Raw genomic sequence first — 25,915 nt, 5'->3', positions numbered from 1 at the left:
AGCAAATCATTCGTAGAGCGAGGGCGAGCCGCCGCTCCCCCCTGCAAATTGGTTTTGAGCCGCCGTAGCGCAGCAGGCTGGATTTGATGTAGCCCCGCACCTTGAAGCCGTTCAGTACGTCCAGCAAATCCGCGCCGATGTTGACGTTGTCCTTGTACGTCTAGCCCTTCTGGCCGAAGGTGATCGTCCGGTTGGCCGTGTTGTCGCCGACGATTGACGGATTGCCGTTGGTGACGACCGTCAGGTTCTTTAGGAAAACGTCGAACCAGGGGTTGCCGGAAGTGCCCAAAGTCGGTGCACCCGCATCCACGTTCGGAACCAGCAAATCGTCAGGATACTTTGGCCGAATTGAGCCGTTGGTCTTGTCCATGTACACGTCTGTCATGCTAATCCTCCTTCAAATTAAAATCAGACTCGGTTGAATGTACTGCTGACTGCTTTTTATCCCGTTGGCTGCCTAATTCCAAGCATCACCTCCCGTGTTTGTGAGTCGAAAAGAGCCAAAACCACGCTGCCATCATTCCTGACGACCAATTGATTAGAAACTGCAGGTGCATCCAAACCCACCTTTGCAGCTTCTTGCCTCCAAGCACTTCCAATTGAGTAGCAAAAGTACATTATGTATGGCTGGTCGTAAAATGAAAAAGCTGCGTAGGTTCTTCCTGAATGGGCATAAATGCCGGGAAATCCGGGCATTATCCAGTGATGTTCGTCAATACCGTCGAATACAAGCTCACGGTTCCACCCGCTTCCAGATTCGCCATACCAATATACCTGATTGGTTTCATCCATACCCGCGAGAATCTGAATCTGTCCGTTTAGGGTTAGGGCAGCCGCCCCTACAAAGGAAGTGGGTGCTGATGCATCGAGAACTGACTCAGTCCATATTCCGGCTTGTGATCTTTCAAATGTTAATAAAATGTCATCGGACACTATAGCAAACGGAGTTGAACCGTTGTAAACAAGGCAGTCCATCTGGTCCGTATATTGGGTAACATCTATATCGGTTATTTCAACTTGCCATTGAATTCCGTTGTAAAAGGCATAGCGAACCTGATTGGCTGGAATGTCCCAGGCAACAGCCGAATATGAATAAATAACTCCAGGAAGATTCATATCATTTAGCGCAATTCTTGGATCTCTTCCAATATCGATGCCTTCGCTGTCAACTAGCTCGTCTGTCCATACTCCATCCGGGGTTCTCCAGATCGCGCTCAACTGGCTTTCCATTGTCACTTCGTCGTACCAGTGAACAGCAAGCACCATGGTTCCATCCGGCTTCATCGCGGCGTTGGACATGGAAAACATATGCCCGAAATCGTATTGATCAAATTCGTAAGTGCCGTCGTTGTTCCTCCACGCCGCCTTTATCTTCCAGCCTACGTCCTCCGCCCTGTAAACGATGCACGGTCGTCCGTCGCGCGGATCGATGTTCACGCTCCCGCCGCTGACGGCATACCCCGCCTGCGCCCCCCCGTCCACGTACTCCCATGTCCAGTACAGATGCGCGTCGTTCGATATGAACTCCGGCGTCTCTGCGGTCGCGGTCTTTCCCCCGTCGTCGGTCACGCGCAGCCGGGCGCGGTACTTCCCCTCGTAAGGCCCGCCCGCGGCTTCGCCCGGATACACATGCTCGATTGGCGCGGGGGAGGGGGTGGAATAGTCGTAAGTCCCGTCCGAATCGAAGTCCCATTCGTAAAGAACGACAGCCCCGTCCGGGTCGGACGAGCCTGTGGAAAGAAGCGTCGCCGTAAGCGGGGAGTCGCCGATAATCGGCGTGACCGACGCCTGCGCGACAGGCGGCGCGTTGTACGGGGAAATATCCAGCGTGAAATCGAACGCGTCGCTGCCGTAAGGATTGGTAACCGTAAGCGAACAATCATAGCTTCCCGCGGCGGATAGCGCGACCGCGGGACTTGGGGAATTGGAAGCATCGGGATCGGCCCCGCCCCCGAAGTCCCATGCATAGGATAATGGCGACGAGCCGGAAACCTCCGCGGAAAACTGGACATTGGATGTAGCCTCGCCCGCAAGCGGCGAAACCGAAAAAATCTGCGGCGGCGTATTGGAGCCGACGACGTACAGATTGAAATCGTAAGTGTCGTTTCCCGCGGAGTTGGTTACGGTAACTGACGCGGAATAAATCCCCGTAGCGCCCAGCGTCACGGTAGGGGACGGATCTATCGTAGTATTCGGAACCGCGCCGCCGCCGAAATCCCACGAATAATCGAACGGCGCTGTGCCGAACACGGACGCGGAGAACTGGACGACTCCGCCCGAATCCCCGCCCTGCGGCGAAATACTGGATATCTGCGGCGGGACATCGCCCGCAATCGCAACAGCATTGCTGCGGATTCCCTGCGCGCCCGCGGAATCGTAAGGCGCGACCGCGACGAACGCAAGCGCGCCGGATGGGACGGGGATTGTAAATCCCTTGGGAAACTGGCCTGTTGCCCCGAACGGGATATCCGAACCGATCTGCGTGAAACTCCCGTCCGCGGAATCGCTTGTCAGTATCCTGTATCCTGCAACTTCGGAGAGATAATTAATCGCGATGGGCGTGATATCCCCGACCGCGACTTCGCCCGATGCGTCGCCGTCAATCCAAGCTTCAAGCGCGTCGTCGCCTAAAGTATCGTTCGTTTTCGCAAGCCAGTGAAGCGCAATAGGAGTTATGTCGGATACGCCGACTTCGCCGGAGAGATCGTAATCGCCCGTATTCTTATACGTCCAAGAAAGCGTTTGGTTCTGCGAATCGTAAGAGAGATTATCCACGCGCCCGGAAGCGCCCGACGGCGCGGCGGCGACGGCTCGGTCCGCGGTTCCGTACTCCGCGAGCTTTTCATCAAGAACGCGGGAGAGGTAGGAGATAAGCTCGGATTGATCGTGGGAAGGTTTGCTTCCGGATCTCGCGTTCCCGCATCCCGCGGCGGCGGCGATCAAAATGATAATGAGTACGAACTTCCCCGCCGCTTTTTTGCCTGCATATCGGACGTTCATTTAAATGCCTCCGGCAAACCTCGGCGCAATGCATTGGCCTTGCCCCGCTGAAAATCTGCATTTTTAAAGTTAATCAATACGCATACTTCCGGGGACAGAAGGCGCCCGGCATCAGCCATCGTTGGTATTATACCGGCTTGCGGCAGGCAATTGCCATTCCATTATTACTCGGCAAGCCGTCTTCTCAGATCATGGCCCGCACCCGCCGTGTTCGGCACGCCCGCAATCACCAATCCCGCGCGTTCGAGTTCGCGTATCTCCAGCCCCGCGCTTTTGTCCCCCCCCTCCGCGATAATCCGCTCCAGTTCCGCCCGATACCTGTCGCTCAGAAGGATAAGCCGCTGGTTTGCGCTGCCGCGCCAAAGCAAATCCCCGTGCCGCGTCGACATGTAGGGCCCGTCCACGAGCAGGTCAATCCTTGCAAGGAACGCAATCTGCTCCGCGCTGCCCGTTTGCTGTATATGCTTGTGCGTGAATCCGGAGTAGCACATCACGCCGATGTTCCGCCGCGCGCGCGCCCTGTCCACGACCGCGCACAGCGCCGCGGCCTGCGAAAACGGCTCGCCGCCCGAAAACGTGACGCCTTCAACCCCGCGACCGTCGTGTTCCTCGATTATCCAGTCCGCAAGCTCGGCGACGGGGACAAGCTCGCCGCCTTCGAACGGCAGCCCCTCCGGCGTGATGCAGCCGCGGCATCGCAGCGGGCAGCCCTGCACCCATATCACGGCGCGCTCGAACGGGCCGAGAACCGAGACCGGCGAGACGCGTTTCAGCACGCGCACGCGCTCCGCGTCCGCGATTTCGACGATCTTCCCGGATGCGTTCCTGCGCTCCACTGCGGCATTCTACCCCGCGGCGAAGTATAATCGCCGGCGTGTATCCCCAGCCCGGCTCGCCTGCGCTCAAGAAGGCCCTTGCGGCGGGACTGACCGCGGCGCTGGCGTTTCTGCTTGTCGAGTTTTTCTCGCTTTTCGGCGCGTTTGACATCGTGGAAAACGCGATGCGCGATATCAGGCTGGCGAACCGCGGCCAGCAATCGCCGCCGGCGGAAATACTACTTGTCAATTTTCCGGACTGGCCGGTGCCGCGCAGCGAAATCGCGGAAGTCGTGAGCGCGCTCGCGGGAGGCGCGGCAAAGACAATCGCGCTGGATATCCTGCTCGACTATCCCACCTCCGAAGAGGACGACCGGGCGCTCGAAAGCGCTATCGCGGAGGCGGGCAACGTGATTCTCGGCCAGGAGCTTCTTTTCGGAGAAGGCCCTGCGCCCGCCGCGATACCGCCGCTTGAGCGGTTCGCCTCGAACGCGTGGGGCGTGGGATTCACAAACCTGGTGCGCGACCCTTACGACAAGGTGGTGCGCGAGGCGCAGCTTGTCGCGGGCGCGCGAGGGGAATACGCTTCGCTGGCCGCGCTCGCGGCCGCGCACGCGCGAGGCGCGTCGTCGCCATCAACGGTGTACCGCGGCGCGGCTTCCGTCACGATCGCGGACGCGAAAATCCCCACCTCGCCATCGCACCGCATCACAATCGGCTACTTCGGCGGGCGCGACGTGTACGATCCCGAAACGGGGGAAAGTTATGTCTATACAAGCGAAATCGTGCGGAACATGCGCGAGATGGGGATGCTGTTGCCCGACATTTCGCCGTTTACCGGCAAGGTCGTCTTGCTCGGCTCGCTTTCCCAGCACACGCGCGACCTGCACAAAACGCCTTTCGACGAAGCCGCTGGCGAAGCCGCGCAGGCCACGCCTGGATTGATAATCCAGGCAAACATAACCGGGAATCTGCTTTTTCCGAGTCGCATAATCCGCGACGCGCGCCAATTCCAGATGCTTTTCGCCGCGCTCTTCGCTTTCGGATTCGCGATTATTTTTTTCAGCCTGGACGTGAAAGCGTCCATCGCGCTGGGCGCGGTTGCCACCGCGGCCGCGATATCCGCGCAGTATTTCGCATTCCCCTCGGTCTCGCTTTCGCTCGTCGCTCCGACGGCCACCTTGCCGCTGGTCTTCATCGGCTCGCTTTACTGGCACTGGCTGGCGGTCGCGCGCAACAGGGAGCACGTGCGCAACATTTTTGGATACTACGTCTCGCGCGACCTTGCAAAGAACATACTCGAAGATCCGTCCCTCATACGCATGGGGGGGGAGCGCATCGAATGCACGTTCCTTTTCTGCGACATCAACAAATTCAGCACGATTTCCGAGGCGCTTGAGCCGGAGGAAGTCGTCGGAATGCTGAATCTCTTCTTTACGGAAATGCACGAGGCGGTGCAGGCATACGGCGGATGGCTGAACAAGTACCTGGGCGACGGGCTGCTGGCGGTTTTCGGCGCGCTTCAAAAGGAGGAAAAGCATGCCAACCGCGCGGTGCTTTCCGCGGTGGACATGCGCTTCCGGATGGAGCGCGTGCGAGACGCGGTTCGCGCGCGCTACGGCGTCGAAAATTTCGGCGCGACCATCGGCGTTCACACCGGGCCGGCGAGCGTCGGTAACATCGGCTCCCCGCAAAGGATGGAATACACCGTGATAGGCGACGCGGTCAACGTTTGCCAGCGGATTGTCGAGGAGGCGAAACGCCAGGGCGTCGCCGTGGTGGTGACCCAGGAAACCAAGGCCGATCTGGACGGAATCGCAGAGCTTTCCGAAATCGGCAGCTTCACGGTGCGCGGCCGCTCGCAACCGGTCGTGATTTACCGGGTCGGCGAGCTGTCGGGCGCCGGCTCACGCGCGCGCGCGATGAACGGCAGGGCGGACAAAGAACTCGGCATCTGACGCTCCCCGAAAATCGCGCCCCTCTTGCGGGTATAATTCGCATGTCTTGTCCCGGAGGACACCATGTTTCGATTGATTCTGACTGCAGTCGGCGGACTGCTCGTTTACGCGTCCGCGGTTTTTCACGCGCCCCTGGCCTTTTCCGCGGAAAAGGAGATACTCGCGTTCGTCGTCAGTTTCAACGGGAACGTAAAGGTTGCTGGCGTGGACGCCGAGCTTGGCATGCCTGTGCGCCTCGACGACACCATCAAAACGGTTGCGGGCGCAAATGCCGCAATCGTTCTGCTGGACGACAAGCTTTACAAGATCGGCGAGTCGAAAACCGTGAAAATCACTTCCGGACTGGTTTCCGGCGACCGCTCCAAGCTGCCGAAAAAGAACGGCACGTGGGCTATCCTGCTGAAGAAATTCCAGGACAAGCTCAAGGCCGAGCGCGACATGAACCAGTACGGCGCGATACGTTCCGGCAGCTTCGACGGGCCGGTTACGGGCGCGGCGCGCGGCGACGTCGCGGCGCAGGTGACTAGCACCAGGCGCGATTTGGGCCTGGATGAGAAGAATCCCGCATACTTTCTTGTCGGCGGCTCGATATGGGAATACTACGGCTACTACACCGACGCGAGGAGCATTTACCAGAACGGGCAGCTCCGCTTCCCTTCCAACGCGGAACTCGCCACCGCGGTGATGATTGTAAATGCAAAAATAAAGGGCGCCTGACGCACCCTTTTGAATTGCTCCTTTTGCATTCCGCTTCGGGCTAGCCCGCCGCCGTTTCGTACCGAATCTGCTCCTCCTCCAGCGCCCGCGGGAAGAGGATGTTGTTCTCCTTGTGGATGTGCAGGTGCAGGTCGAGTTCCATCTCCCGCAGCCCGTCAAGCGCGGCGCGGTAAGTGCTGCAGGCGTCCTCCGGCACAGCGTAGCCGTTCGTCAGTTCGCTCAGCTTGCGCAGCGCGTCGCCTGCGTTGTCGTGCTCCTGCAGCATCACGCCAATCGGCGCCTGAAGACTTCCGCAATGGAACTGCGGCACCCCGCCGGTCGCTTCCATCTGGCGGATGAACGGGAAAAGCACCTGTTCTTCCTTCAACAAGTGAGCTTCTATTTCGGCGCGCAGCCCCGCATATACGCGCACCACCTGCGCAAGCTCCGGATGGTTCTCGCCGTGCGCCTTGAACGTTTTGTCCAGAAGCTCGGTCAGCCGCGGCACCTCACGCTTCATGAATACGTGGTGCGTTTCCTCGATGTGGTCGCACAGACGCGAAAGCGGCATGCTGCGGTAGTCCGCCCCGTCGTCCTCGCCCGCCGCGGGCGCGGCATCGGATTCGGCGATCGCCGCGGCGACCTCGTCGGGATCCAGTCCTTTCGCCGCGCAGGCGTCCGCGAACGGTGTTCCGCCGCCGCAGCAATAGTCTAGTCCGTAGCTTTCCAGGACGCGGCTGCGTCCTATGCGCTCGGCCACGATTTCGCCTACGGTAAGATTAAAGTCGATTGTGTTGTTCACGATGTTCCTCCTTGGAATCAAACAACGGGCGCCGTTCCCTGGCACCCGCATGTTTATATCGGTATTCTGGTACTGATATACCTGAATTGCGGGCTTGTGAGAGATGTAACGAGCGGGAATTGATAACATAATATACGGTCGATCTCGATGCCGGCGTTCAATTCATCAACTTTTGCCATATACGCCGCCGGTCTTCAGAGCAACGTTCACCGAATCAACCTTTGAAACATATACCGCCGCTCTCTTGAGCGGCGTAGAGACCTACCTTACCCCGATCTGGAGATAGGGGGTATATTTCCTGCTTGGATTACGGGCCGGCTCGTCCCGGCCATTCTCCTTTTTGCCGGCTCCCATTCAAACTTGACGAAACCGGGGTATAATGTGTCCGCGTGGAGGGCGCGCTTTTCCGCCCTGTCCCGCGCCTGCACATTTACATGGGGGTGTATGGATTCGACGGATGGGATGCACGATCGGCTGCGACGCCCGGCGGCTGGACGCCGGGTCAACAACCCCAGCAAAACATAATCGCCAACCGCGATTTCGCTCTCGCCGCTTAACATAGCGACGACCGCGCACCGCGCCGGGCCCCTGGGGCTCGGATGCGCGGCCAGATCCAGGGGATGCCGCGGAGAACGCCCGGCATCCGCGAAAGATTAAGGGCTGCCCGCCCGGAGGTGTCGTTTGCGGCTTCCGAAGGGCGTTAAGATTAATCCGCAGACTACCGCCGTAGACGCCGTCCCGGGTGCCCGTTCGGACGGGGGTTCGATTCCCCCCACCTCCATTGTGTTTGTACCACTAACCATCTTGTCTAACGCTCTTTTGGAATTCGTTAATGGTGTCGATCGGGCGTTTTCCCATGTTGCGGTAGCCATGGTGTGGACGCTCGTTGTTGTAAAAGATCAGCCATTCGTTCAGGTCCCTTTGCAGTGAATCCACCGATTCGTAGAAGCGCTCCCGGAATTTCAGGCGGAAGAATTCGTCCAGCACCGTGCGGTTGAATCTCTCCACGAAGCCGTTGCTCTGCGGCCGCCTCACTTTGGTTCTCTTGTGCTCGATGTCGTTCAGGGCCAGGTAGAGCTCGAACGGATGGTTGTCCGTTCCGCAGAACTCCCGGCCGTTGTCGGTGAGAACAGCCTTCACCGGGACGCGCCACTTCCTGTACTGCGGAAGCACGTCGTTGTGGAGCACCGCAACGCTGCAGACGGGAAGCTTGCCGGTGTGCAGAAAGCCGAAGGCGTAGCTCCCGTAAGTATCCACAACCGCCTGAAGATAAACCTTGCCCACCCCTTTCAGGTATCCCACGTAAAACGCGTCCTGGGCCAGAAGCTCTCCCGGCTGCGAGGTCGTTTCGGCGGAGTTCAAGATCAACTTCATGCGCCCGGCTGCCGGCGAGCGGTTCCTGGCGACGGGCAAAGTGGAGAACGCCGGAAAAACCCTGACCGTCTGCACGGGCCAAGTCCGCGCTTTTTCGGGGGACGCAAGCAAGGTAATCGCGATCATGCAGGCGACGATTGTGAATGTTCATCCGTGATTGTGAATTGGCGGTTTACGCATTTGCCACGCGGCGGTGAAGCGCAACCGGCGGCGCGTACTCGCGCCGTGCGGTATAATTTTCACGGTGTCAACCGCGACCAAAGCAGACTTTTCCGCGCAGCTCGACAGCCTGGTAAGCCAGATCGTCGAGGCGGTGCATCCCGTCAGGATAATCCTCTTCGGCTCGGCGGCGCGGGGAGAGATGGGGCCGGACAGCGACTTCGACCTGCTAGTCGTCATGCCGGACGGGACGCCGCGGCGAAAAACGGCAAGGCACCTTTATAGAGTCGTGGAAGGCGGCGGCGCCGCTAAGGACATCCTGGTTACGACGGTCAGCGAGCTTGCAAAGTATGCGGATAATATCGGCTTGATTTACCGCACGATTCTTCGCGAGGGCAAAACCGTATATGAATCCTGAATCCGGCTCGCCAGCGGATTGGCTTGTTATCGCTCGCAGCAATCTGAATCTAGCCAAGGTGGAACGCCCCGAGGGCGTTTGCATCGAGGAGCTGTGCAACGGCGCTCACCAGTGCGTGGAGAAATCGCTGAAAGCCGTAATTTTATCCTTCGGCGTGGAACCTCCCTGGGTACACGATATTGAAGCGTTGGCAGGGAAAGTAGCCGAATTCACCGAATTCCCGGCGGAACTTGCAGCCGCGTTTTCCCTAACCGACTACGCCACGACATTAAGGTATCCGGGCCCGGACAGAGATGCGACCGAGCAGGATTTGGCTGAGGCGATTGAATTGGCGGAAGCCGTTTTTGCCTGGGCTTCGACAGTTATCAAAGACCAAACCTAAACTGGCACTTCAACTTCTCCCCAACTCCCGCCCCAAATCCGCCGGCCGCGTGTACATCTCGATATTCCCCTCCGCGTCGCGCGGCCATTCCTCCTTTGGCTTGTCCCAGTACAGCTCCACGCCGTTGCCGTCCGGATCGCGCCGCCATGGCTTTTGCCTTTCGATTTTCGCCTCTTCGCCGCGGTACAATTCGTATCTTCATTTTCACCTCCGTTTCAGGGGAAGGGTATGCCGCACCAGCCGCAATTGGGTAACGGAATGGAAATCGCGCCGGCGGAATTGGCGGCGCGCATCGAGGGAGGCGCCGCGCTGCAGGTGCTTGACGTGCGCGCGCCGGAGCGGCTGGCCGCTGGCAAGGTGGACGTCGCGCCCCCCGCGCGGTTCGTAAACGTGCGCGGCTCGCAGGTGGTCGAAATGGACGATCCGTCCGCAGCGGGGCTGGACCGCTCGCTCCCCGTCGTGACGGTGTGCGGGCGCGGTCACGACAGCATGCGCGTCGCGATGCACCTGTGCGAATGCGGATTCGATGCGGTGTCGCTTTCGGGCGGGATGGCGGCGTGGAACCACGTGCTTGTCGCCCGCGAAATAGCTCCGCCGGATGGATTCGACCGGCTGCTCCAGTTCGACCGGATCGCGAAAGGCTCGCTTGCATACCTGCTGATATCCGGCGGAGAGGCGCTTGCGATAGACATTCCGCGCGAGTTTGGCGAAATCGAAAAAGCCGCGGGGGAATCGGGCGCACGGATAATTGCGGTCGCGGACACGCACGTTCATGCGGATTACATCAGCGGCGCGCCCGCGCTCGCGGCGAAGCTGGGGATTCCGTACTACCTGCATCCGGCGGACAACGCGTACCCGTACGACGGCACGCCGGGCAAACTGGATATTGCTCCGCTCTCGGACGGATTCGAAATCAAGGTCGGAAACGGGATCGTGCGCGCGATTCATACTCCGGGGCACACCGAAGGGAGCACTTGTTTCGTTGCAGGCGATGGCGCGTTCACGGGCGATTTTATGTTTATCGCATCCATCGGGCGCCCGGACCTGGCGGGAAAGACGCGGGACTGGAGCGAGGATTTGCTCGCGAGCATCGATCGCGCGAAGCGGGAGTGGCCGGAAGGGCTGCGCGTTCTGCCCGCACACTACGGTTCGGAATCGGAGCGAAACGAGGACAGGACAATCTGGCGCACATTCGGCGAAATAAAATCTGGCAACGCACACCTGTCGGTTTCAGATCCCGATGCGTTTTTCGAATGGGTCGAAAGCCGCATCTCCAATCCCCCTGAAGCTTACAGGCAGATTAAGGGAATAAACGCCGGCCTGTTCAAGGTGTCCGAAATGGAAGCGGACATCCTGGAAGGCGGCAAAAACGAGTGCGCGCTGGGATAATCTTACAGCGCGCGATAAAACAGGATTATGACGGAACTATTCCGTCCCGCACTTCATCAAAGATGGGGGTGACAAGATGAAGCTGTCGAATTTGGCTTTTGCAGTTTTGATTATCTGCTTATTGCTGCCGCTCCTTTCCTGCCCCAAACGGCCGGGTGAGTTCGTGGGCAAGGACTACGAGATGATGAAGGGAGCGAAGCGCATTTCCCGGCTTATCGACGAATACTTCCGCGACGTCGCCGAGTATCCGGAGTCGCTGGAGCAGGTAAAACAATATCTTCTTCCGAACGAAAAATGGCCGGAGAATCCGTACACGAAAAAGCCGATTGCGGACACCGGCAGCCGCAACTTCGATCCCGCTGCATCGGTCGGGATGGTCTACTACGAGCGCATCTTCCGCGACGAGCAGCAGGTGAATTACAACCTTCACGTCTTCGGCGACCGCGGAAAGCTTTACATAATCGGCAACACCGCGTTCGGACAGAAGGAATAGCCGGTTATTCCGAAAACGCAAGCTCCCTTACTGAAACCTAATCGAGCGGGAGCGGAGGCTACCAGCTCCAGAATTCGCCGGACATCACGTAGTTCGTCTGACCGGAGTTGACGAAACAGCGCAGGTAATAAGTGCCGGGTGAATCCAGCCAGTAATCTATCTCCTCGTAATCGCCGTCCATATAGGAAGAGTAGATTTGGTTTAGCGATGAGTCGAAAATCTCCACCTGCAGGTTGGCGAGATTGAAGTTGTATTCGATGTAAAAGTAAATTTCGCCGGGATCTGTAATCTCGAATTCAAACCAATCCTCGTTGTCTCCGTTGTATCCGCCGGCTCCCAAATTGCCGGTCACCGTATCCGAATAGAACGGGAATGCCGGAAGCGCGTCCGCTTCCGTCGAGTCGTCGTTGTCCTCGGTTTCGTAAAACGGCCCGACGATTATTCTAATGCTGGCCGAGGTATACGCGCCCTCCTCGTCAATCACTTTGAGCGTCGCGTTATAAATCCCCGCGTCATCGTACGAATGGGATATCGTCGGATCGCCGGGCGATTCTTCATCGTAAATGCCGTCCCCGTCGTAATCCCACATGTAATTGACAATCGGGCCTCCGTCCGGGTCGTAGCTTGCGGAAGCGTCAAAATCCACCGCCAGCGGAGGCGAGCCCCAGATCGGATCGGCTGTGAAATCCGCTACGGGCGGATCGCCTGGGATTAATTCCGCCGTTATTTCGTAATCAGAGAATTCCTCAAAACCACTGTTGAAAACCGCTATATAGTATTTGCCCGGATCCGGCAGGAACGCCTGAAGCTCTATGTCTCCGTCGCCGTCCCTGTCGTAATCTCCTGCGATCCAGTCTTCATTTGAGTTGATTACGTAGGCTTCGGTGTTCGGTGCGGTCATTTGCTCGAATTCGATAAAGAGATTAATGCTTCCGGATTCATCGGTTTCGAAACTAAAGAAGTCTTCTGTATCGCCGTCGTAACCATCATAGCCGCTGCCCCAGCCTATGCTGCCGTTGACCAAGGGCGACGGGAACGGCAAATCGGGCAACGGATTGGCTTCATCCATCCAATCGTTATCCTCGATTTCGAAATACTGCGGATTGCCGACAACTATCACCTTGGTGTCTATATCCGGCGCGCCCTCGTCGTCGGTCACGCGGACCGCCGCGACATACACACCTTCGGACGTGTATTGGTGCGAAGCAACCGGACTGCCCCCCGTGTCCTCGTCCCAAACCCCGTCGCCGTCGAAATCCCATTCGTATTTGACGATGGCTCCTCCGTCGGGATCGTAGCTTGCGGCCGCGTCAAAATCCACGTCGAGCGGCGGATCGCCGTATGCGGGCGCTGCGACTATGTCGGCGACTGGAAGCTGGCCCGGATAAAACGCCCCTTCCAATTCGTATTCGGTCCATTCGCCCGTGTTCATCCCAACCGAAATATAGTAGGTATTGGGATTGTCTAAATACACCACCAGGTAACCGTCTCCGTCGCCGTCCCAAGAGCCGCCGTAATAATTCCAATCCCCGTCGTAAATGTCGAAATATGCCGTACCATAGTCGGTGCCGTATGTAAGCAGGAATTCAACAGCGCCTGCCTCTGTTGTTGCAAACGAAAATACATCGTAGTAATCGCCGTCGTAACCCGGATAATCCAAACTTGAACCTACGCTGCCGTTCACAAGCGGAGCCGGGAAAGGAAATGCCGGAAGCGGTGTTGCCTGGTAAAACTCCTCGTTGTCTTCAACTTCGTAAAACGGAGTTCCAACATATACAAGAGCGGAGTCGGTTGCGGCTGCGCCTTCGTCGTCAGTTACCCGGACGGTCGCAAGATAAAATCCATCGTCCGCATAAATGTGGTTGGTTATGGGCGTACCGCCGGTATCTTCGTCATAAATTCCGTCGCCTTCGAAATCCCATTCGTACTTGACGATGGAGCCGCCGTCGGGATCATAACTTGCACCGGCGTCCAATTGAACGTCAAGCGGTGCCTCGCCGGACGAAGGTTCAGCCACGATATCTGCAACCGGTTTGACCCCCGACACGCGCGAGCCGGTGATTATGTAATCGCTGTATCCCCACCAACTGTATAACCAAACGTAGTAAGTGCCTGGATTTGTCAATCCCACTTCGGCGAATGCGATACCGTTGTCGCCATTGCCGCCGCCGTAATAATTCCACATTTCGTCGTACACGTCGAATCCAAGCCCGCAGGTTTCCCAGTCATACAGAATTGTCAGCGAAACCGTGCTGGCCTCGGTTATGGCAAAAGAAAACGCATCCGAACTGTCCCCGTCGTAGCCCGGGTAATTGCCTTCGGGATCGTCGTTGCCGATGGAGCCGGACACCGTGTTGCCCGAGAAGTCGAACGCAGGCAGCGCGTTCGCCTGCGGAAGGTCGTCGTTGTCCTCCGTTTCGTAATACGGATTCGCTCCCGCGCGCACAATCGTGTGCGCTGTGTCCTTTTCCCCTTCGTCGTCCGTTACTCGAACAGTTGCGGCATAAACGCCCGGCGCGTTGTAAATGTGGGAAGCCGTCCATGATGCGCCAGATTCGTCGTAAACGCCGTCGCCTTCGAAATCCCACTCGAATAACGTTATCGCCCCTCCGTCAGGGTCGTAGCTGTTTCCGGCATCAAACGAAACATTTAGCGGCGGATCTCCCGACTTTGGATTGGCCTGAATATCCGCGAATGGAGGACTTGATGCACCTCCGGTGGAATCCACAGTAAACGACCAGGTTGTCGCTTCGCTTTCGGCGTAAACCGCAATCCCGACGTAAATGCTGCCGGTTGGCGAAACCGCGTCGAACGCGAATTCGATCGGCCAATCCGGCGGACCTGGATTTTCAAAAAACGGACCGAAGCTTATCCATCTTGGCGGTCCATCCCAGCTCACCACGTAAATGTAAAAGGAGCTTCCCGGCGCAGGCTCTATTTCTGCGGCGAGGGAAAGATCGGTATCGGCGGCATGCCCGTCGAACCTGTACACGGCGAAGCCCAAAAATCCGACGTCTTCGATATCGGAGGAATCGCTTATCGCCGTAAGGGTGTGCGAATCGAAATCCTCTTCATAGTTGTTCATCGTCGGGCCTTTCATCCACTCCTCGTCGCCAAGAAGCGTATTCGGCACGGCGCTCGGCTTGCGGGCGGCATCCCGCGCGGCCTGCATCGCGGTCTGCGAGTTTTCGTAATCCACGATTGCCTTCAGCGCATCCGAGAGCGAGCCAACCGTATTGTCGGAGCCGCCTGCCTGTTGGTCGGAGACTGGGCCGGACGGAATAGGAGCGGGAGAGCTTAGCTTCCTGCCGCCTCCACAGGCGTACATCGCAAACGCAAGCACGAGCACGACAACAGCAATCAGATTCCTTTTCGCCATTTCAAACTCCATGCCGGTTTATTTCTTCCGGTTCCGGCTCCGGAAAAAATCAAGGTTGACGAGATAATTTGCCGGCCGTTTAAAACGGAGCCTTGTATATCCAATAACTCATCGCAGGATCGGGCCACCCGTCGTACTGACCGGTTACTTCGATTAACGAATCGAATTCGCCCCATATCAAGTTTCCGGCTGTCGACACGCTCCATCCGGTGGCCGGGCTGGGCGAAACGCCCGCTCCGAAATCGAACAGCATCGAAGGATGCTCCGTGATTTCGTTGTCGTCGGTGTCCCACGCGTGGAACTGGACTGCGGTCGTGCCCACTGGGAACACCCACGGGTCGGCCTGCGTCCCCGAACCGCCGGTCGCGCCGTCCACGGTCAGGCGGTCGAGAACCGGAACTCCGCCTGTGGTCACCGTAAATTGCGCCTCGCAAGAGTCCGCGTTCGCCGGATTGCCGGATTCCTCGACCGTGATCGTCGAATCGTATTCGCCTTCCTGCATTCCCGCGGCCGAGAAATCGGCGGTAATCTGAACTTCAAGCCCGGCGCCCAGAGTGCCGGATGAGGGATCGAAGGTAATCCACGGATCGTCCGCGAACGCCTCCCAGTCAAGGTCGATATTTCCGTCGTTCCTTAGGGTGAATACCTCGGAGTCCGAGCCGTCCTCCGGCGCGGTCGCGGAAATCGAATCCTCCAAAATGCTGACGACCGCGCCGAATTCGTTGACGGTGAAAAACACGGGGCAGCTGTCGAATCCCGCAATCGAATCCAGCGCGATTCCGCCGTTGTACACGCCCGGAAGCAGGCCGACTGCCGAAAGCGTCACGGTCACCTGGGTAATCGAATGCGCGCCTGTCGTGTCCGATGCGGGATCCGCCGCGAGGAACGCGCCGGTCAGGTCGAGCGACCAGTCGATCGGACCGTCCGTGTTGTTTCTTACGCGGATCGTCCTTTGAATTTCGGTGTCCACAAGCGCCGTAGCGGTGATGGACGGCTCCATGATTTCGATATCCTTAAGCGCGCCGCCGATGGCCACCACGTTGCTCATCTCGCCAGTGTTGCCTTCGCCGTCCGCGGGCTGAACCGCGCCATAATCGCCCCAAGCTGGCTGCCATTCCAGCTCGAAGTGCGGCGGCCAGCTGTCGATAACATCTCCGAACGGCACTCTGGCGACTTCGGTGAACGGCCCCGCCTCATCATCGGCAGCAAAGACTATGTACTCGGCGACTGTGGACTGCCAATTGAGCGCGATGGGAGTCACGTCGGAAATCCCCACTTCGTTCGAATGATCGCCGTCTATCCAGGATTCGTGAGCGTCGTCGCCTATTCCGTCGTCGCAAATCGCCTGCCAGTTCAGCGCGATCGGGGTGACATCCGAGATGCTCGTCTCGCCGTTCGCGTCGTAATCCGCCGCGTTTACGTACGTCCAAATGATGAATCCCGTGCCCGTATCGTAGCTCAAATCTTCAACCCGGCTTCCGGTTCGAGACGGGATTCGTCCGGTGTCGCCGTAGCGCGCGGCTAGTTCGGATTCAAGCTGCAGCTTGAGCGAATCGAAAACCGCGGGATCTGCGCCTTGGGGAGGCGCGGCGTTGCGGATTTCGGCCAGCGCGGCGGACAGAGGCGTCGAGTGTCCGGCTCGTGCGTATTTCTGATGAGAATAACCGGCGCATCCGGCAAGCGCAGCTAACAGCGCGAGCGCAGCAAGCAAACAAAAAAATAACGGCCCGATTAACGACCGTTGCGAAAGCTCCCTTTTCACATCCTTTCTCCAATGTGCAAAACCAATCGGCGTGTTCCCGACAAGTTGCACCAACCTCCGGGAAGGTGACCGCTCGCTGGTATTATACCCCGCTTGAGTCCCTATTACGCGCTTTTGTAAGGTACCACTGGCGCGGAATTTGCGCGCATCCACATTCGGGTACCGGAATACCCGTTAATCGGAGCGCGGCGGCGCGGCGAGATGATCGGCCCGTATTCGTCCCGCTGGAAAATCCCCATCGCCGTCATTATAGACCCGGATTCCGGCATTTGGTTCGCGGAATTGCATAGCTGCCAATATGGAGGCATTTGATTTGCAGCCATTGGGGGCGGCGCTCCTCGGATTGGCTTGCCTTGCACTTGCCACGGTTTCCATTGCGTTCCGCCGAGGCTGAAGCCTCGGCTCCTTGTAGATATTGTTTCCAACCCTCGACTCGGCAACTCACAACTCGGCAACTCACAAATCGGCAACTCACAACTCGGCAACTCTCAACTCGGCTACTTTTTTCTGTTGCATTTCCCGCGATCTGGGGTAAAATGCGCAATCCACGGCATGCGGGCTGACCGCATCACCGGGGAAATCCATCCAAAGGAGGACGGCTTGATGAATTTTGCGCTTTGCATCCCGAAGCGGCCCGCGGCCGCGCCCTGCCCTGTTTTCCCGCACTCTTACAGCATCGTTCTCCCGGTTCTCCCAATCCCAGGGGGCGGCCCGTCCGGCTAGGCGCTTGCGCGCAGGCCAGGTTCCGCCCTCCGGCAACGGAGGGTTTTTTTTTGCCCGGATTCATTTATGTTCGGGACTAATTTCATTCGGAGAAAGGAAGTGACCAAGTACGATTTGTATGACGGAACCGTGGGGCTTCGGCCCGTCGCGGATTCCGACGTTGATTTCCTCTGGAAGAACGATTGCGAGCCGGTCGCGTACAACCGTACGAACCTGTGCCCGCGCTCGTTCATCGCGAAGCAGATGGAGAAGGGCGGCTTCTGGGACGACAAGACGAAGTTGTTCATCGTCGAAATCGAGCGGGACGGCGCGGCCGTTCCGATCGGCGACATCGGCGTGCATTTCCGCGACGTCACCGGCGAGTGCGAAGTCGGGACGAAAATCTCCGCCGCGTACCGCGGCACGGGCGCGGGCACGCGCGCGAAGATGCTGCTCGTTGACTACCTCTTCCGCGCGTTCCGGATCGAGCGCGTGTCCGCGTCGACGCATGTGGAAAACGCGCCCGCGATCCGGTCGCTCGAAAAGTGCGGATTCAAGCGCGAGGGAATCGCTCGCAATATCCGGTTCATTCACGGCAAGTATTGTGATTTCTACAACTATGGCATGACGCGCTCGGACTACAGGGCGGCGAAGCGCGATTGGAAGTTGTACGGCAACACCGATCCCGTCGAACCGCGCGAAGTCCCCGATTCCGAAAAAGCGCAGACGCGGCTTGTCGGCAAGCTAATCGCGATACGTCCGACGGAAAAAGAAGACGGGATATTTCTCTCCAACCTTTGGTCGCAGCCGTATCCGTATCTCGACCACGAAATCTGCACGCTCGACGACTACAACAAGTGGTACGACGAGGGCGATTTCTGGGGCGACACGAACCACACATTCGTCATCGAAACGCTGGACGGCAAGCCGCTGGGCCAGGTGGGAATGTGGGGATACGACAAGCGCAACGGCGAGGCCGAGGTAGGCACGCTGCTTGTGGACGTCGCGGACCGCGGAAAAGGTTACGGCACCGAGGCGAAACTTCTGGCGATGGGACACGGATTCGACGTGTGGCCGATAAACCGCATCTACGCCGGGACGAGCCAATACAACCGCGCGGCGCGATGCTCGCTTTTGCGCGCTGGGCTGCGGTTCGAGGCCGTGTTCTCCGGCGTCGAGGAAGGCCGCCGTCCGCCTTCGGGCGCGGCGCTATACGGCGTTTCCAGAGAAGAATGGTATGGCGCAAGGGAGGTTCCCGATGCTTAAAGGTGAAAAGGTAATGCTCCGCGGCGCGGCGTCGCCGGACGCGGAAATCGTCGCAGGGCTGTACAACCGGTGCGTCTGGCGCGAGAAGTGGGAATTGGTGCGCACCGCGGACATCGAAAAACAATTGAAGGAAGGCAAATTCGAAGCTCCGTCTCACGACTGGCAGTTGCCGAAAGGCCCGTGGTTCATCGTTTTCGAAGCGGAAACGATGAAAGCTCTGGGTTACATCCACATTCCGGGAGTCCAGGCCCAGCGCAACGCGGCTCGGCTCAAGCCGTACCCCGACCCGGCGGTTCCGCTCGACGAAGAAGCTTGGCTCGAAGCGCTGACGCTCGCGCGTGACTACCTGACCGGCGATTGTCGTATGGATCGCGTGACGATATCTTCGGCCGCGGGCTGGGATCCGCTCATCCCGCTTTATCCGAAACTGGGATTCAACCAAGTCGGCGTTTTCAAGTCTTCGCTTTTCGTTCAAGGCGAAAACGTGGACCAGCTCCAATTCGAATACGTCCGTCCGGTTCCATATCCGGTCACGCGCGTTAATCTATCGGATTTATCCGGCGCGGGCGGCAAGCCGCCGCGCTGGGACAACGGCTAACTCCCTCCGCTTGCATTCTTCGCTGAAAACAAGTATACTATACTTGTGTTCAGTATTGATAACCCGGAGGCGGCCGCCCGATCGTACGCCTGGTATTCGATCGGCGCCGGGATGGACGGGCCGCCGCTCTGGCCGGATGCGGGACGCACGCTTCTTTGGCGGTTCGCGCCCGCGGTCGAGCCGCGTCCGCGGTGCGACTGGCTGGCCGACTTCACCGGCTGCGGACGTGTGTATCCGGACGTGTTCGAGGCCGGGCGCGCGGCGCTGGTTGCGCTGGAGCACGCGTGCGCGCGCGGCGCGGACTCGGCCGCGATGTGCCTCGCTCCCAACGCGACCGTCGCGCGCTTGGTCGTCAAATGGCGGCGCGCTGAATGCCGCGGCGGTCTGCTCGTTCCCGCGGGCGCGGAATCCGAAGCGGTCGCCCCACTTCCTCTCCCCGCGCTTTATTTGCCGGAGCCAGCTTTGGAGCGGCTCCATCGGATCGGATTGCGCCAGCTTGGCGATGTGGCGCGGCTTGAGCGCGGCGCCCTGGATTTGCTCGTCGGCCGCAGGTTCGCCCATATAGCGTTCCACCAGTGCCGCGGCCGGGACGTCTCTCCGCCGAAGCTGGCCGAGCGGCCGCAGGCGATTGTCGAGCGGATGCCCGTCCCCGCGCCCGGCGTCTCGTCGCCGGACGGGCTTGCGCCGTATCTGGAAGTGGTCTGCGACCGGCTTTCGTTCGCGCTGTACAGGGAGGGCGCGATGCGCGCGGTGCGCAGGCTGGACCTCGCGCTGCATTACATAGACGGCGGCAGGCGGTACGCGGGCGCGACTTTGGCCGAGCCTACGCCGTACGCGTGCGACATGCTGTGCGCGTCGCGGGAGCTCGCGGAGCGGGCGCACACTCGGCGCGTGAACGTGGCCGCGGTCGAGATAACCGCGTCGCGGTTCTATCCGTTCGTCGTGCAGGACAGGCTGTTCGTTCCCGCGTCGCGGGTGAAGGGCGAAGCGCTTGAGCGCAGCGTCAACCGGGTGCGCGCGAAGTACGGATTCGAAGCGATAAAAACCGGCCGCGAGCTCGCGGGGGTGGGGGCATGAGCAAACGACTAACGCGATTCCTCCATCATCATTTCCCTGAACCGCAACGCGTTCTTGGCGGCGTACGCGTGCGAGTGGTTGTTGTAGAAGAAGAAAATCTTTTTGAGCATCGCGCGGGCTTCGGTCATCGAGGACTCGACGCCGAGTGTTCTGTCCCAGTCGAAAACCTTGCGTTCCTTCAAAAACACTTCCGCATCGGCGTCGAGCGGGATCGCGGACGCGGACGTTTCGGACGAATCGGCTTCTTTGCGGGACTGGGAGGTACCGCCTCCGAAATTCTGGATTGCGCGGCGGACGACATCCGCCCATTCATTCAATTCAGCGTCGCTGTAATCGTACTCGTACCGCGTCACGTTGTCGCCCGTCCACCAGTTCGCCGAGTTGCGCCCGTGCATCCGCACGTATCCCGTTTCGCCCGTCGCGAGAAAGAACGGCGGCGCGAGTCCCGCGAGCCGCGGCTGGTCAACGCAGGCGAATCCAGTGCCGGTATCCGCGAGCCATTTCAGAATTTCGGGGCGTATCCATTCGTCGTTCCTGAATTCGACGACGAGCGGAAATTCTTTCAGCGCGCCGCGCAGCCATCCCAGGTAGCGCGAGTTTTCGCGGTTGCGGTGGAAGCTGGACGGAAATTGCGCGAGCAGGCATCCAAGCGCGCCCGCGTCCGCGAGCGGCGCGACGCACTGCCGTACCGCCTCCGCCGCGCGCTCGACCGCGGCGTCCACCTCCCATCCCGCGTCCGCGCTGCCCGCGACCGGGCTTCCCGCGTGCGTCAGCTCCTTCGGGAGCTTGACGGCGAAAATCATCCTGCCGCCGGTTTTTTCCACCCATCCCTCGACGGTCTTCGCGCCCGGCAGCCTGTAGTAGGTGGAGTTCACCTCCGCCGCATCGAACACCGCCGAGTACGCTTCGAGCAGCTTCGCGCGGCCCGTGCCCCGCGGGTAGAACGGCCCGATCCATTCGGGGTAGCTCCAGCCCGACGTGCCGATGTGGATTTCCACGGTGGGATTATAAAAGGAATTTTGGGAGTGCGGGAGCTTGCTCCCGACAAAGGCACCGGCAAGCCGGTGCACTCCCACATAAAGGTGCACTCCCACATAAAAACATGATCTCCGGCAACTTCACTCATCTTCATACGCATTCCTGCTATTCGATGCAGGCGGGCGCGAACGTGCCCGGCGAGCTTGTGGACCGCGCCTCCGCGCTGGGAATGCGCGCGCTCGCGCTCACCGACACAGACGGGCTATACGGGATGACGGTTTTCGTCGAGGAATGCAACCGAGCGGGCATTCGCCCCATCATCGGCGCCGCGGTGACCGAGCCCCGCGCGCCCGCCGCGCCCGGCGAACCCGCGCGCGATCCCGCGCCCGCGGCGGGATGGTGGAAGTACGCGGTACTCCTGTGCGAGAACGAAAAGGGATACGAAACGCTTTGCGGTCTGATAACTGCCAGGCATTGCGACGCGGATTTCGAGCTTGTTCCCGCGCTGCGCCGCGCCGACCCGGATGGATTGATTCTGATTTCGCCGTGGGCGGAATTGCTTGATGGTTTGGTGCAGGAATGGCGCGGTAGGATTTTCGCCGAAATAATCCTGACCGATTTCGACGCGGACAGAAAGCGCGCGGCGAAGCTGGCGGACTTCGCGCGCGCGAACCGCATCCCGCTCGCGGCGACCGCCGCGGCGTACTCCGCGAACGGGACGCGCGGCGAGATGACGCGGCACCACGTGCTGCGCGCGATGCGCGAGCTGACCACGCTTTCCGCGCTTCGGCAGGGCGAGGTCGCGCAGCCGGAGCAGAAGATCCTATCCGCCAACGAAATATGGTCGCGGTATTTCCGGTATCCGGACGCGGTGCGCAACGCAGCGGCGATCGCGGAGCGCTGCGCGTTCGCGCCGAACCTGGGCAAGTGGCACTTTCCCAAGTTCCCGCTCCCGTTCGGGCTGTCCGAGTGGCAGTATTTTCACGACCTTTGCTTAAGCGGGCTGAAAGCGCGGATTCCGGACGCGGGCTCGCGTTATTTGAACCAGCTCGAATACGAAATCAGGATAATCGCCGACGGGCGTTTCATTCCGTATTTCCTGATTTTGCACGATATCGTGGCCTGGGCGCACTCGCGGGGGATGTTCACGATAGGGCGCGGCAGCGCGGCGAACAGCCTGGTCGCGTACGCGCTGGGGATTACCGACGTAGACCCGATAAAGCACGACCTCTTCTTCGAGCGGTTCCTTAACCCGGAGCGCAAGAGCCTGCCCGACATAGACATAGATTTTTCGTGGAAGGATCGCGACCGCGTCTACGAATACATCTACAACAAATACGGCGGCGACCGCGTCGCGAACGTTTGCACATACGTCACGTTCCAAGCGAAAAGCGGCTACCGCGAGGTGGCGAAGGTTCTCGGATACTCCGACGCGCAAATCACGCGGATTACGAAGATGCTGTCGGGATTGCGCGGCCGGCAACTCGAATACATCGGCGACCCGGAGTTCGACGCCAATCCCGCGGTAGCCCAGCTTCGCGACGAGCCGCACGCGCGCATCATCGACATCGCGAAAGGCATCGCGGGATTTCCGACGCATCTTTCGGTGCACTGCGGGGGCGTAGTAATCGCGCCGGGAAAGCTGTCGCGGTTCCTCCCGGTGCAGCCGACGGCGAAATCCGGGATCATGCTCACGCAGCTGGACATGTGGGGTGTCGAGGACGTGGGGCTTGTGAAGGTGGACATCCTTTCGCTGCGGGCGCTCGAAACCGTGCAGCAGACGATTCGCGATGTGAACGGAAGGCTGGAGATAAATCCGCAGGACGTGGACGCGATTTACGGCGACGAGCGCACGAAAGCGCGGATGCGCGAGGCGCGGACGATCGGCTGTTTCGACATCGAAAGCCCGGGAATGCGCGAGCTTTATTTCCTAACGAAATGCCAGAGCTATCCCGAGGCGACGATAAACACGAGCGTGATCCGGCCCGGCGCGGCCGGAACGGGAGCGAAGGAGCAGTACGTCCGGTGCAGGCTGGGGCTGGAGAAGGCGAACTACCTTCTGCCGGAGCTAGAGCCGGTGCTGCGCTCGACGTACGGCAAGCTCGTCTTTCAGGAGCAGGTGATGCAGGTCGCGCACGATATCGCCGGGATGAGCTGGGCCGAGGCGGATACGTTCCGCCGCGCGATGAGCGGGAAGGAGCGCAGCCTGCGCGGGGGCGAGCTGATGGCCGTGGCGCTCGTGGATTTCAGGCGGCGGTGCGCGGAGCGCGGGATTCCGCGCGACGCGGTGGAGCAGCTCGCGGAGGAGCTGCGCAGCTTCGCCGGGTACAGTTTCTGCAAGGCGCACGCGGCCGCGTTCGCGCGCGTGAGCGGGCTCGCGGTCTACCTGAAAGAGCATTTTCCGGCGGAGTACATGGCCGCGGTGCTCTCGAACGGGAGCGGAATTTATTACATAACGAGCGGGCCGCAGGCGTACGTCAGCGAGGCGCGGCGGACGGGGGTGGCGGTGCTCCCGCCGGACGTGAACAAAAGCGAGGACAGGTGGGTTGCGGAATACGCTTCCGGAGCGGAGGGGGTGAACGACATACCCGCGATACGGACGGGGCTTCGCTCGATATTCGGGCTGTCGGGCGCGACGCGGGAGCGGATACTGGCCGAGCGCGCGGCGCGGCCGTTCCGCGACGCGGCCGATTTCATGTCGCGCGTGCGGCCGGGCGACGACGAGGCTCGGCATCTTGTGGACTGCGGCGCACTGGACTTTGGGGAGTGCACCGGCTCGCCGGTGCCTTGGGTGGGAGCGAGCTCCCGCACTCCCAAAAAATACAACCGCAACGAACTGCACTGGCTGGCGCAGGTTTCAAATGAAAACTGTAGGGGGGCGGTTTACCCGCCCCCGCCTCAATCTGCGGGCGGGGATAAACCCCGCCCCTACGATTCGGGCGGGCGCACGCAGTGCGCCTCTGCGGCGGCCGTCGCATTGTTCGACGACAAACCTTATTCGCAAATCGCGGTACCGGAGCTGCCCGCTCCATCTGAAAAGGAAATAATGCTGGCGGAGTGGAGGTCGCTAGGATTTTCGCCGCGGGCGCACCCGGTGGAGATATGGAGTGAGGAGCTTGAAGCAGCGGTGGAAAAATTGAGGGAAAAACCGAAACACGCCGCATTTCCTCATAAGGGCGCATCCAAAAACAATTGGGATAATTCAATGCACGCCGCTCCGGAGACCGGCGGTATATCCGGATATTCGAATTCGGGCAGATACAAAGCCCACCCGTACAATTCCAGGAACGGAACAGGCATCCCCGTCATCCTCCAGACGCAGCTTGCGGATTACGTCGGAAGATACGTCATCGTCTGCGGCTACGTTATCGAGGCGCGGCGCACCGTGACGAAGCAGGACCGGCGGATGCGGTTCCTCACGCTCGACCGGCCGGAGGGCGTGATCAACTGCGTGATGTGGCCGGACGCGTACGACCGCGCGGTGGCGATGGGACATCCGGGAGAGGTGGCCGCGGTCCTGGGCCGCGTTGCGGACAATCACGGCAGCCTGTCGGTGGAGGTGGAACGCGTGGAAGTAGTGAAAACGGAACAACATTCAGAATGAGGTTTCTGGGCGGCTAGAGTCTATGTGGACAGGATCGAGATGAAGTAGAATAAATCGTCATGAAATATCGCACATTAGGTTACACCGGCGAGCGGGTTTCCGCTCTTGGGCTTGGCTGCATGGGGATGAGCGACTTCTACTCGGGCCGCGACGACGCCGAGAGCGTCGCCACCATCCACCATGCGCTCGACCGCGGAGTCAACTTCCTCGACACCGCCGACGTTTACGGCTGCGGCAGAAACGAAGAGCTTGTCGGCCGTGCGATAGCCGGGCGGCGGGGCGAAGTGTTCCTCGCCACCAAATTCGGCAACGTGCGTGACGCGGACGGCAACTGGCGAGGCGTGTGCGGCAAGCCGGAATACGTCAAAGCGGCGTGCGACGCGAGCCTTTCCAGGCTCGGCGTGGACTGCATAGACCTTTACTACCAGCACCGCGTCGACCCGGAGACGCCGATAGAGGAAACCGTCGGCGCGATGGTGGAGCTCAAGAATGCGGGGAAAATCCGCTACCTTGGACTGTCGGAGGCCGCGCCGGAAACTATAAAGCGCGCACAGGCGGTGCATCCGATTGCGGCGCTGCAAACCGAGTACAGCCTGTGGACGCGCGACCCGGAGGCGGGCGGTCATCTGGATTTGTGCAGGGAGCTGGGAATCTGCTTCGTCGCGTACAGCCCGCTGGGCCGCGGGATGCTTGCGGGAATGTTCAAGACGGAAAGCGATTTGGCGGAAGACGATGCGCGCCGCAACCACCCTCGCTTCCAGGGCGAAAATTTCCAAAAAAACCGGGCGCTGGTTGAAATGCTTTCGGAGATCTCGGAATCGAAGGGCGTGACTCCCGCGCAGCTTTGCCTTGCATGGCTGCTTCACCGCGGCGAGCACATCGTCCCGATCCCCGGCACGAAGCGGCGCGAAAGACTTGACGAAAACATCGCGGCCGTTCAGGTCGAGCTTTCTTCGGACGAGCTTGCCGCGATTGACGAGGCCGTGCCAGCGGGAATTACCGCGGGACTGCGCTATCCAGAACGCGCAATGGGCGCGGTGAACAGGTAGACTAACGTCCCGCT

General features: G+C 59.8%; 19 protein-coding genes, 1 other RNA gene and 2 pseudogenes. 13 read left to right on the top strand and 9 right to left on the bottom strand.

Going from position 1 to position 25,915, the window contains the following annotated elements; genetic code table 11:
* Nucleotides 1-160: 160 nt before the first annotated feature.
* From HRF49_02260 to HRF49_02250, 3 genes are all read right to left on the bottom strand, one after another.
* Complete coding sequence (locus HRF49_02260) at nt 161-385, bottom strand: hypothetical protein (GenBank protein MEP0813472.1); 225 nt, start codon at nt 383-385, stop codon at nt 161-163.
* A 56-nt stretch (nt 386-441) separates the two neighbouring features.
* Nucleotides 442-3,000 carry a PKD domain-containing protein gene (locus HRF49_02255; protein MEP0813471.1) on the bottom strand — a complete coding sequence of 853 codons (2,559 nt, stop codon included), beginning with the start codon at nt 2,998-3,000 and terminating at the stop codon, nt 442-444.
* A 164-nt stretch (nt 3,001-3,164) separates the two neighbouring features.
* On the bottom strand, nt 3,165-3,782 hold the full coding sequence (locus HRF49_02250) for a radical SAM protein (GenBank protein ID MEP0813470.1): 618 nt from the start codon (nt 3,780-3,782) through the stop codon (nt 3,165-3,167).
* Between the two features lie 92 nt (nt 3,783-3,874).
* Here HRF49_02250 and HRF49_02245 point away from each other — a divergent pair, with 92 nt between their 5' ends.
* Together HRF49_02245 and HRF49_02240 are read left to right on the top strand one after the other, a co-directional pair.
* Entirely contained in the window at nt 3,875-5,773 is a 1,899-nt protein-coding gene (locus HRF49_02245) for an adenylate/guanylate cyclase domain-containing protein (protein ID MEP0813469.1), read from the top strand.
* 63 nt (nt 5,774-5,836) lie between these two features.
* Nucleotides 5,837-6,490: a hypothetical protein gene (locus HRF49_02240; protein ID MEP0813468.1), complete on the top strand. Its 654-nt coding sequence runs from the start codon at nt 5,837-5,839 to the stop codon at nt 6,488-6,490.
* A gap of 40 nt (nt 6,491-6,530) precedes the next feature.
* Here the strand turns inward: HRF49_02240 and ric are convergent, their stop codons facing one another.
* Nucleotides 6,531-7,271, bottom strand: a complete 741-nt coding sequence (ric, locus tag HRF49_02235) for an iron-sulfur cluster repair di-iron protein (GenBank protein MEP0813467.1) — start codon at nt 7,269-7,271, stop codon at nt 6,531-6,533.
* A gap of 436 nt (nt 7,272-7,707) precedes the next feature.
* Here ric and ssrA point away from each other — a divergent pair.
* Nucleotides 7,708-8,055: a transfer-messenger RNA gene (gene ssrA, locus HRF49_02230) on the top strand.
* 11 nt (nt 8,056-8,066) lie between these two features.
* Here the strand turns inward: ssrA and HRF49_02225 are convergent.
* Nucleotides 8,067-8,615: pseudogene (locus HRF49_02225) on the bottom strand (transposase family protein).
* Nucleotides 8,616-8,643: 28 nt separating this feature from the next.
* Between HRF49_02225 and HRF49_02220 the strand changes: the two are divergent.
* From HRF49_02220 to HRF49_02210, 3 genes are all read left to right on the top strand, one after another.
* Nucleotides 8,644-8,802: a hypothetical protein gene (locus tag HRF49_02220; GenBank protein ID MEP0813466.1), complete on the top strand. Its 159-nt coding sequence runs from the start codon at nt 8,644-8,646 to the stop codon at nt 8,800-8,802.
* Between the two features lie 87 nt (nt 8,803-8,889).
* The gene (locus HRF49_02215; GenBank protein ID MEP0813465.1) at nt 8,890-9,222 is read left to right on the top strand and encodes a nucleotidyltransferase domain-containing protein; all 333 of its coding nucleotides are present in this window, start codon (nt 8,890-8,892) and stop codon (nt 9,220-9,222) included.
* Nucleotides 9,212-9,604 carry a HEPN domain-containing protein gene (locus tag HRF49_02210; GenBank protein ID MEP0813464.1) on the top strand — a complete coding sequence of 131 codons (393 nt, stop codon included), beginning with the start codon at nt 9,212-9,214 and terminating at the stop codon, nt 9,602-9,604. Before HRF49_02215 ends, HRF49_02210 begins: the two co-directional genes overlap by 11 nt.
* 9 nt (nt 9,605-9,613) lie before the next feature.
* Here the strand turns inward: HRF49_02210 and HRF49_02205 are convergent.
* A pseudogene (locus HRF49_02205) lies at nt 9,614-9,742 on the bottom strand (glyoxalase).
* A gap of 90 nt (nt 9,743-9,832) precedes the next feature.
* Here HRF49_02205 and HRF49_02200 point away from each other — a divergent pair.
* On the top strand, nt 9,833-10,993 hold the full coding sequence (locus HRF49_02200) for an MBL fold metallo-hydrolase (GenBank protein MEP0813463.1): 1,161 nt from the start codon (nt 9,833-9,835) through the stop codon (nt 10,991-10,993).
* 76 nt (nt 10,994-11,069) lie between these two features.
* On the top strand, nt 11,070-11,486 hold the full coding sequence (locus tag HRF49_02195) for a hypothetical protein (protein MEP0813462.1): 417 nt from the start codon (nt 11,070-11,072) through the stop codon (nt 11,484-11,486).
* A gap of 58 nt (nt 11,487-11,544) precedes the next feature.
* On the opposite strand, the gene HRF49_02190 is transcribed toward HRF49_02195, so the two are convergent.
* Both HRF49_02190 and HRF49_02185 read right to left on the bottom strand, forming a co-directional pair.
* The gene (locus HRF49_02190; GenBank protein ID MEP0813461.1) at nt 11,545-14,877 is read right to left on the bottom strand and encodes a PKD domain-containing protein; all 3,333 of its coding nucleotides are present in this window, start codon (nt 14,875-14,877) and stop codon (nt 11,545-11,547) included.
* Between the two features lie 67 nt (nt 14,878-14,944).
* The gene (locus HRF49_02185) at nt 14,945-16,627 is read right to left on the bottom strand and encodes a hypothetical protein (protein MEP0813460.1); all 1,683 of its coding nucleotides are present in this window, start codon (nt 16,625-16,627) and stop codon (nt 14,945-14,947) included.
* A gap of 822 nt (nt 16,628-17,449) precedes the next feature.
* Here HRF49_02185 and HRF49_02180 point away from each other — a divergent pair.
* Genes HRF49_02180 through HRF49_02170 form a run of 3 tightly spaced genes read left to right on the top strand, consistent with a single transcriptional unit; the run spans nt 17,450 to nt 20,270 of the window.
* Nucleotides 17,450-18,595, top strand: coding sequence for a GNAT family N-acetyltransferase (locus HRF49_02180; protein MEP0813459.1), 1,146 nt, complete (start codon nt 17,450-17,452; stop codon nt 18,593-18,595).
* On the top strand, nt 18,588-19,193 hold the full coding sequence (locus tag HRF49_02175) for a hypothetical protein (GenBank protein MEP0813458.1): 606 nt from the start codon (nt 18,588-18,590) through the stop codon (nt 19,191-19,193). The genes HRF49_02180 and HRF49_02175 overlap by 8 nt, the downstream gene beginning before the upstream one ends.
* A 45-nt stretch (nt 19,194-19,238) precedes the next feature.
* The gene (locus tag HRF49_02170) at nt 19,239-20,270 is read left to right on the top strand and encodes a hypothetical protein (GenBank protein ID MEP0813457.1); all 1,032 of its coding nucleotides are present in this window, start codon (nt 19,239-19,241) and stop codon (nt 20,268-20,270) included.
* An 8-nt stretch (nt 20,271-20,278) separates the two neighbouring features.
* Here the strand turns inward: HRF49_02170 and HRF49_02165 are convergent, their stop codons facing one another.
* Nucleotides 20,279-21,364 (bottom strand): DUF72 domain-containing protein, encoded by a 1,086-nt coding sequence (locus HRF49_02165; GenBank protein ID MEP0813456.1) that lies wholly within the window; start codon nt 21,362-21,364, stop codon nt 20,279-20,281.
* A gap of 8 nt (nt 21,365-21,372) precedes the next feature.
* Here HRF49_02165 and HRF49_02160 point away from each other — a divergent pair, with 8 nt between their 5' ends.
* Both HRF49_02160 and HRF49_02155 read left to right on the top strand, forming a co-directional pair.
* Nucleotides 21,373-24,852, top strand: coding sequence for a DNA polymerase III subunit alpha (locus HRF49_02160; protein MEP0813455.1), 3,480 nt, complete (start codon nt 21,373-21,375; stop codon nt 24,850-24,852).
* A 59-nt stretch (nt 24,853-24,911) separates the two neighbouring features.
* The gene (locus HRF49_02155; GenBank protein ID MEP0813454.1) at nt 24,912-25,901 is read left to right on the top strand and encodes an aldo/keto reductase; all 990 of its coding nucleotides are present in this window, start codon (nt 24,912-24,914) and stop codon (nt 25,899-25,901) included.
* Nucleotides 25,902-25,915: the final 14 nt, after the last annotated feature.

Source organism: bacterium, from assembly GCA_039961635.1.
Taxonomy (GTDB): domain Bacteria; phylum 4484-113; class 4484-113; order JAGGVC01; family JAGGVC01; genus JABRWB01.
The sequence above is the reverse complement of the archived record's forward strand: the minus strand, read 5'-3'. Positions and strand labels throughout refer to the sequence as shown.

Coding starts and splice junctions, on each gene's coding strand:
- HRF49_02240 (MEP0813468.1), top strand. CDS start 5,837: ATGTTTCGATTGATTCTGACTGCAGTCGGCGGACTGCTCGTTTACGCG.
- HRF49_02175 (MEP0813458.1), top strand. CDS start 18,588: ATGCTTAAAGGTGAAAAGGTAATGCTCCGCGGCGCGGCGTCGCCGGAC.
- HRF49_02190 (MEP0813461.1), bottom strand. CDS start 14,877: ATGGAGTTTGAAATGGCGAAAAGGAATCTGATTGCTGTTGTCGTGCTC.
- HRF49_02255 (MEP0813471.1), bottom strand. CDS start 3,000: ATGAACGTCCGATATGCAGGCAAAAAAGCGGCGGGGAAGTTCGTACTC.
- HRF49_02200 (MEP0813463.1), top strand. CDS start 9,833: ATGCCGCACCAGCCGCAATTGGGTAACGGAATGGAAATCGCGCCGGCG.
- HRF49_02260 (MEP0813472.1), bottom strand. CDS start 385: ATGACAGACGTGTACATGGACAAGACCAACGGCTCAATTCGGCCAAAG.
- HRF49_02155 (MEP0813454.1), top strand. CDS start 24,912: ATGAAATATCGCACATTAGGTTACACCGGCGAGCGGGTTTCCGCTCTT.
- HRF49_02220 (MEP0813466.1), top strand. CDS start 8,644: ATGCGCCCGGCTGCCGGCGAGCGGTTCCTGGCGACGGGCAAAGTGGAG.
- HRF49_02195 (MEP0813462.1), top strand. CDS start 11,070: ATGAAGCTGTCGAATTTGGCTTTTGCAGTTTTGATTATCTGCTTATTG.
- HRF49_02160 (MEP0813455.1), top strand. CDS start 21,373: ATGATCTCCGGCAACTTCACTCATCTTCATACGCATTCCTGCTATTCG.
- HRF49_02210 (MEP0813464.1), top strand. CDS start 9,212: ATGAATCCTGAATCCGGCTCGCCAGCGGATTGGCTTGTTATCGCTCGC.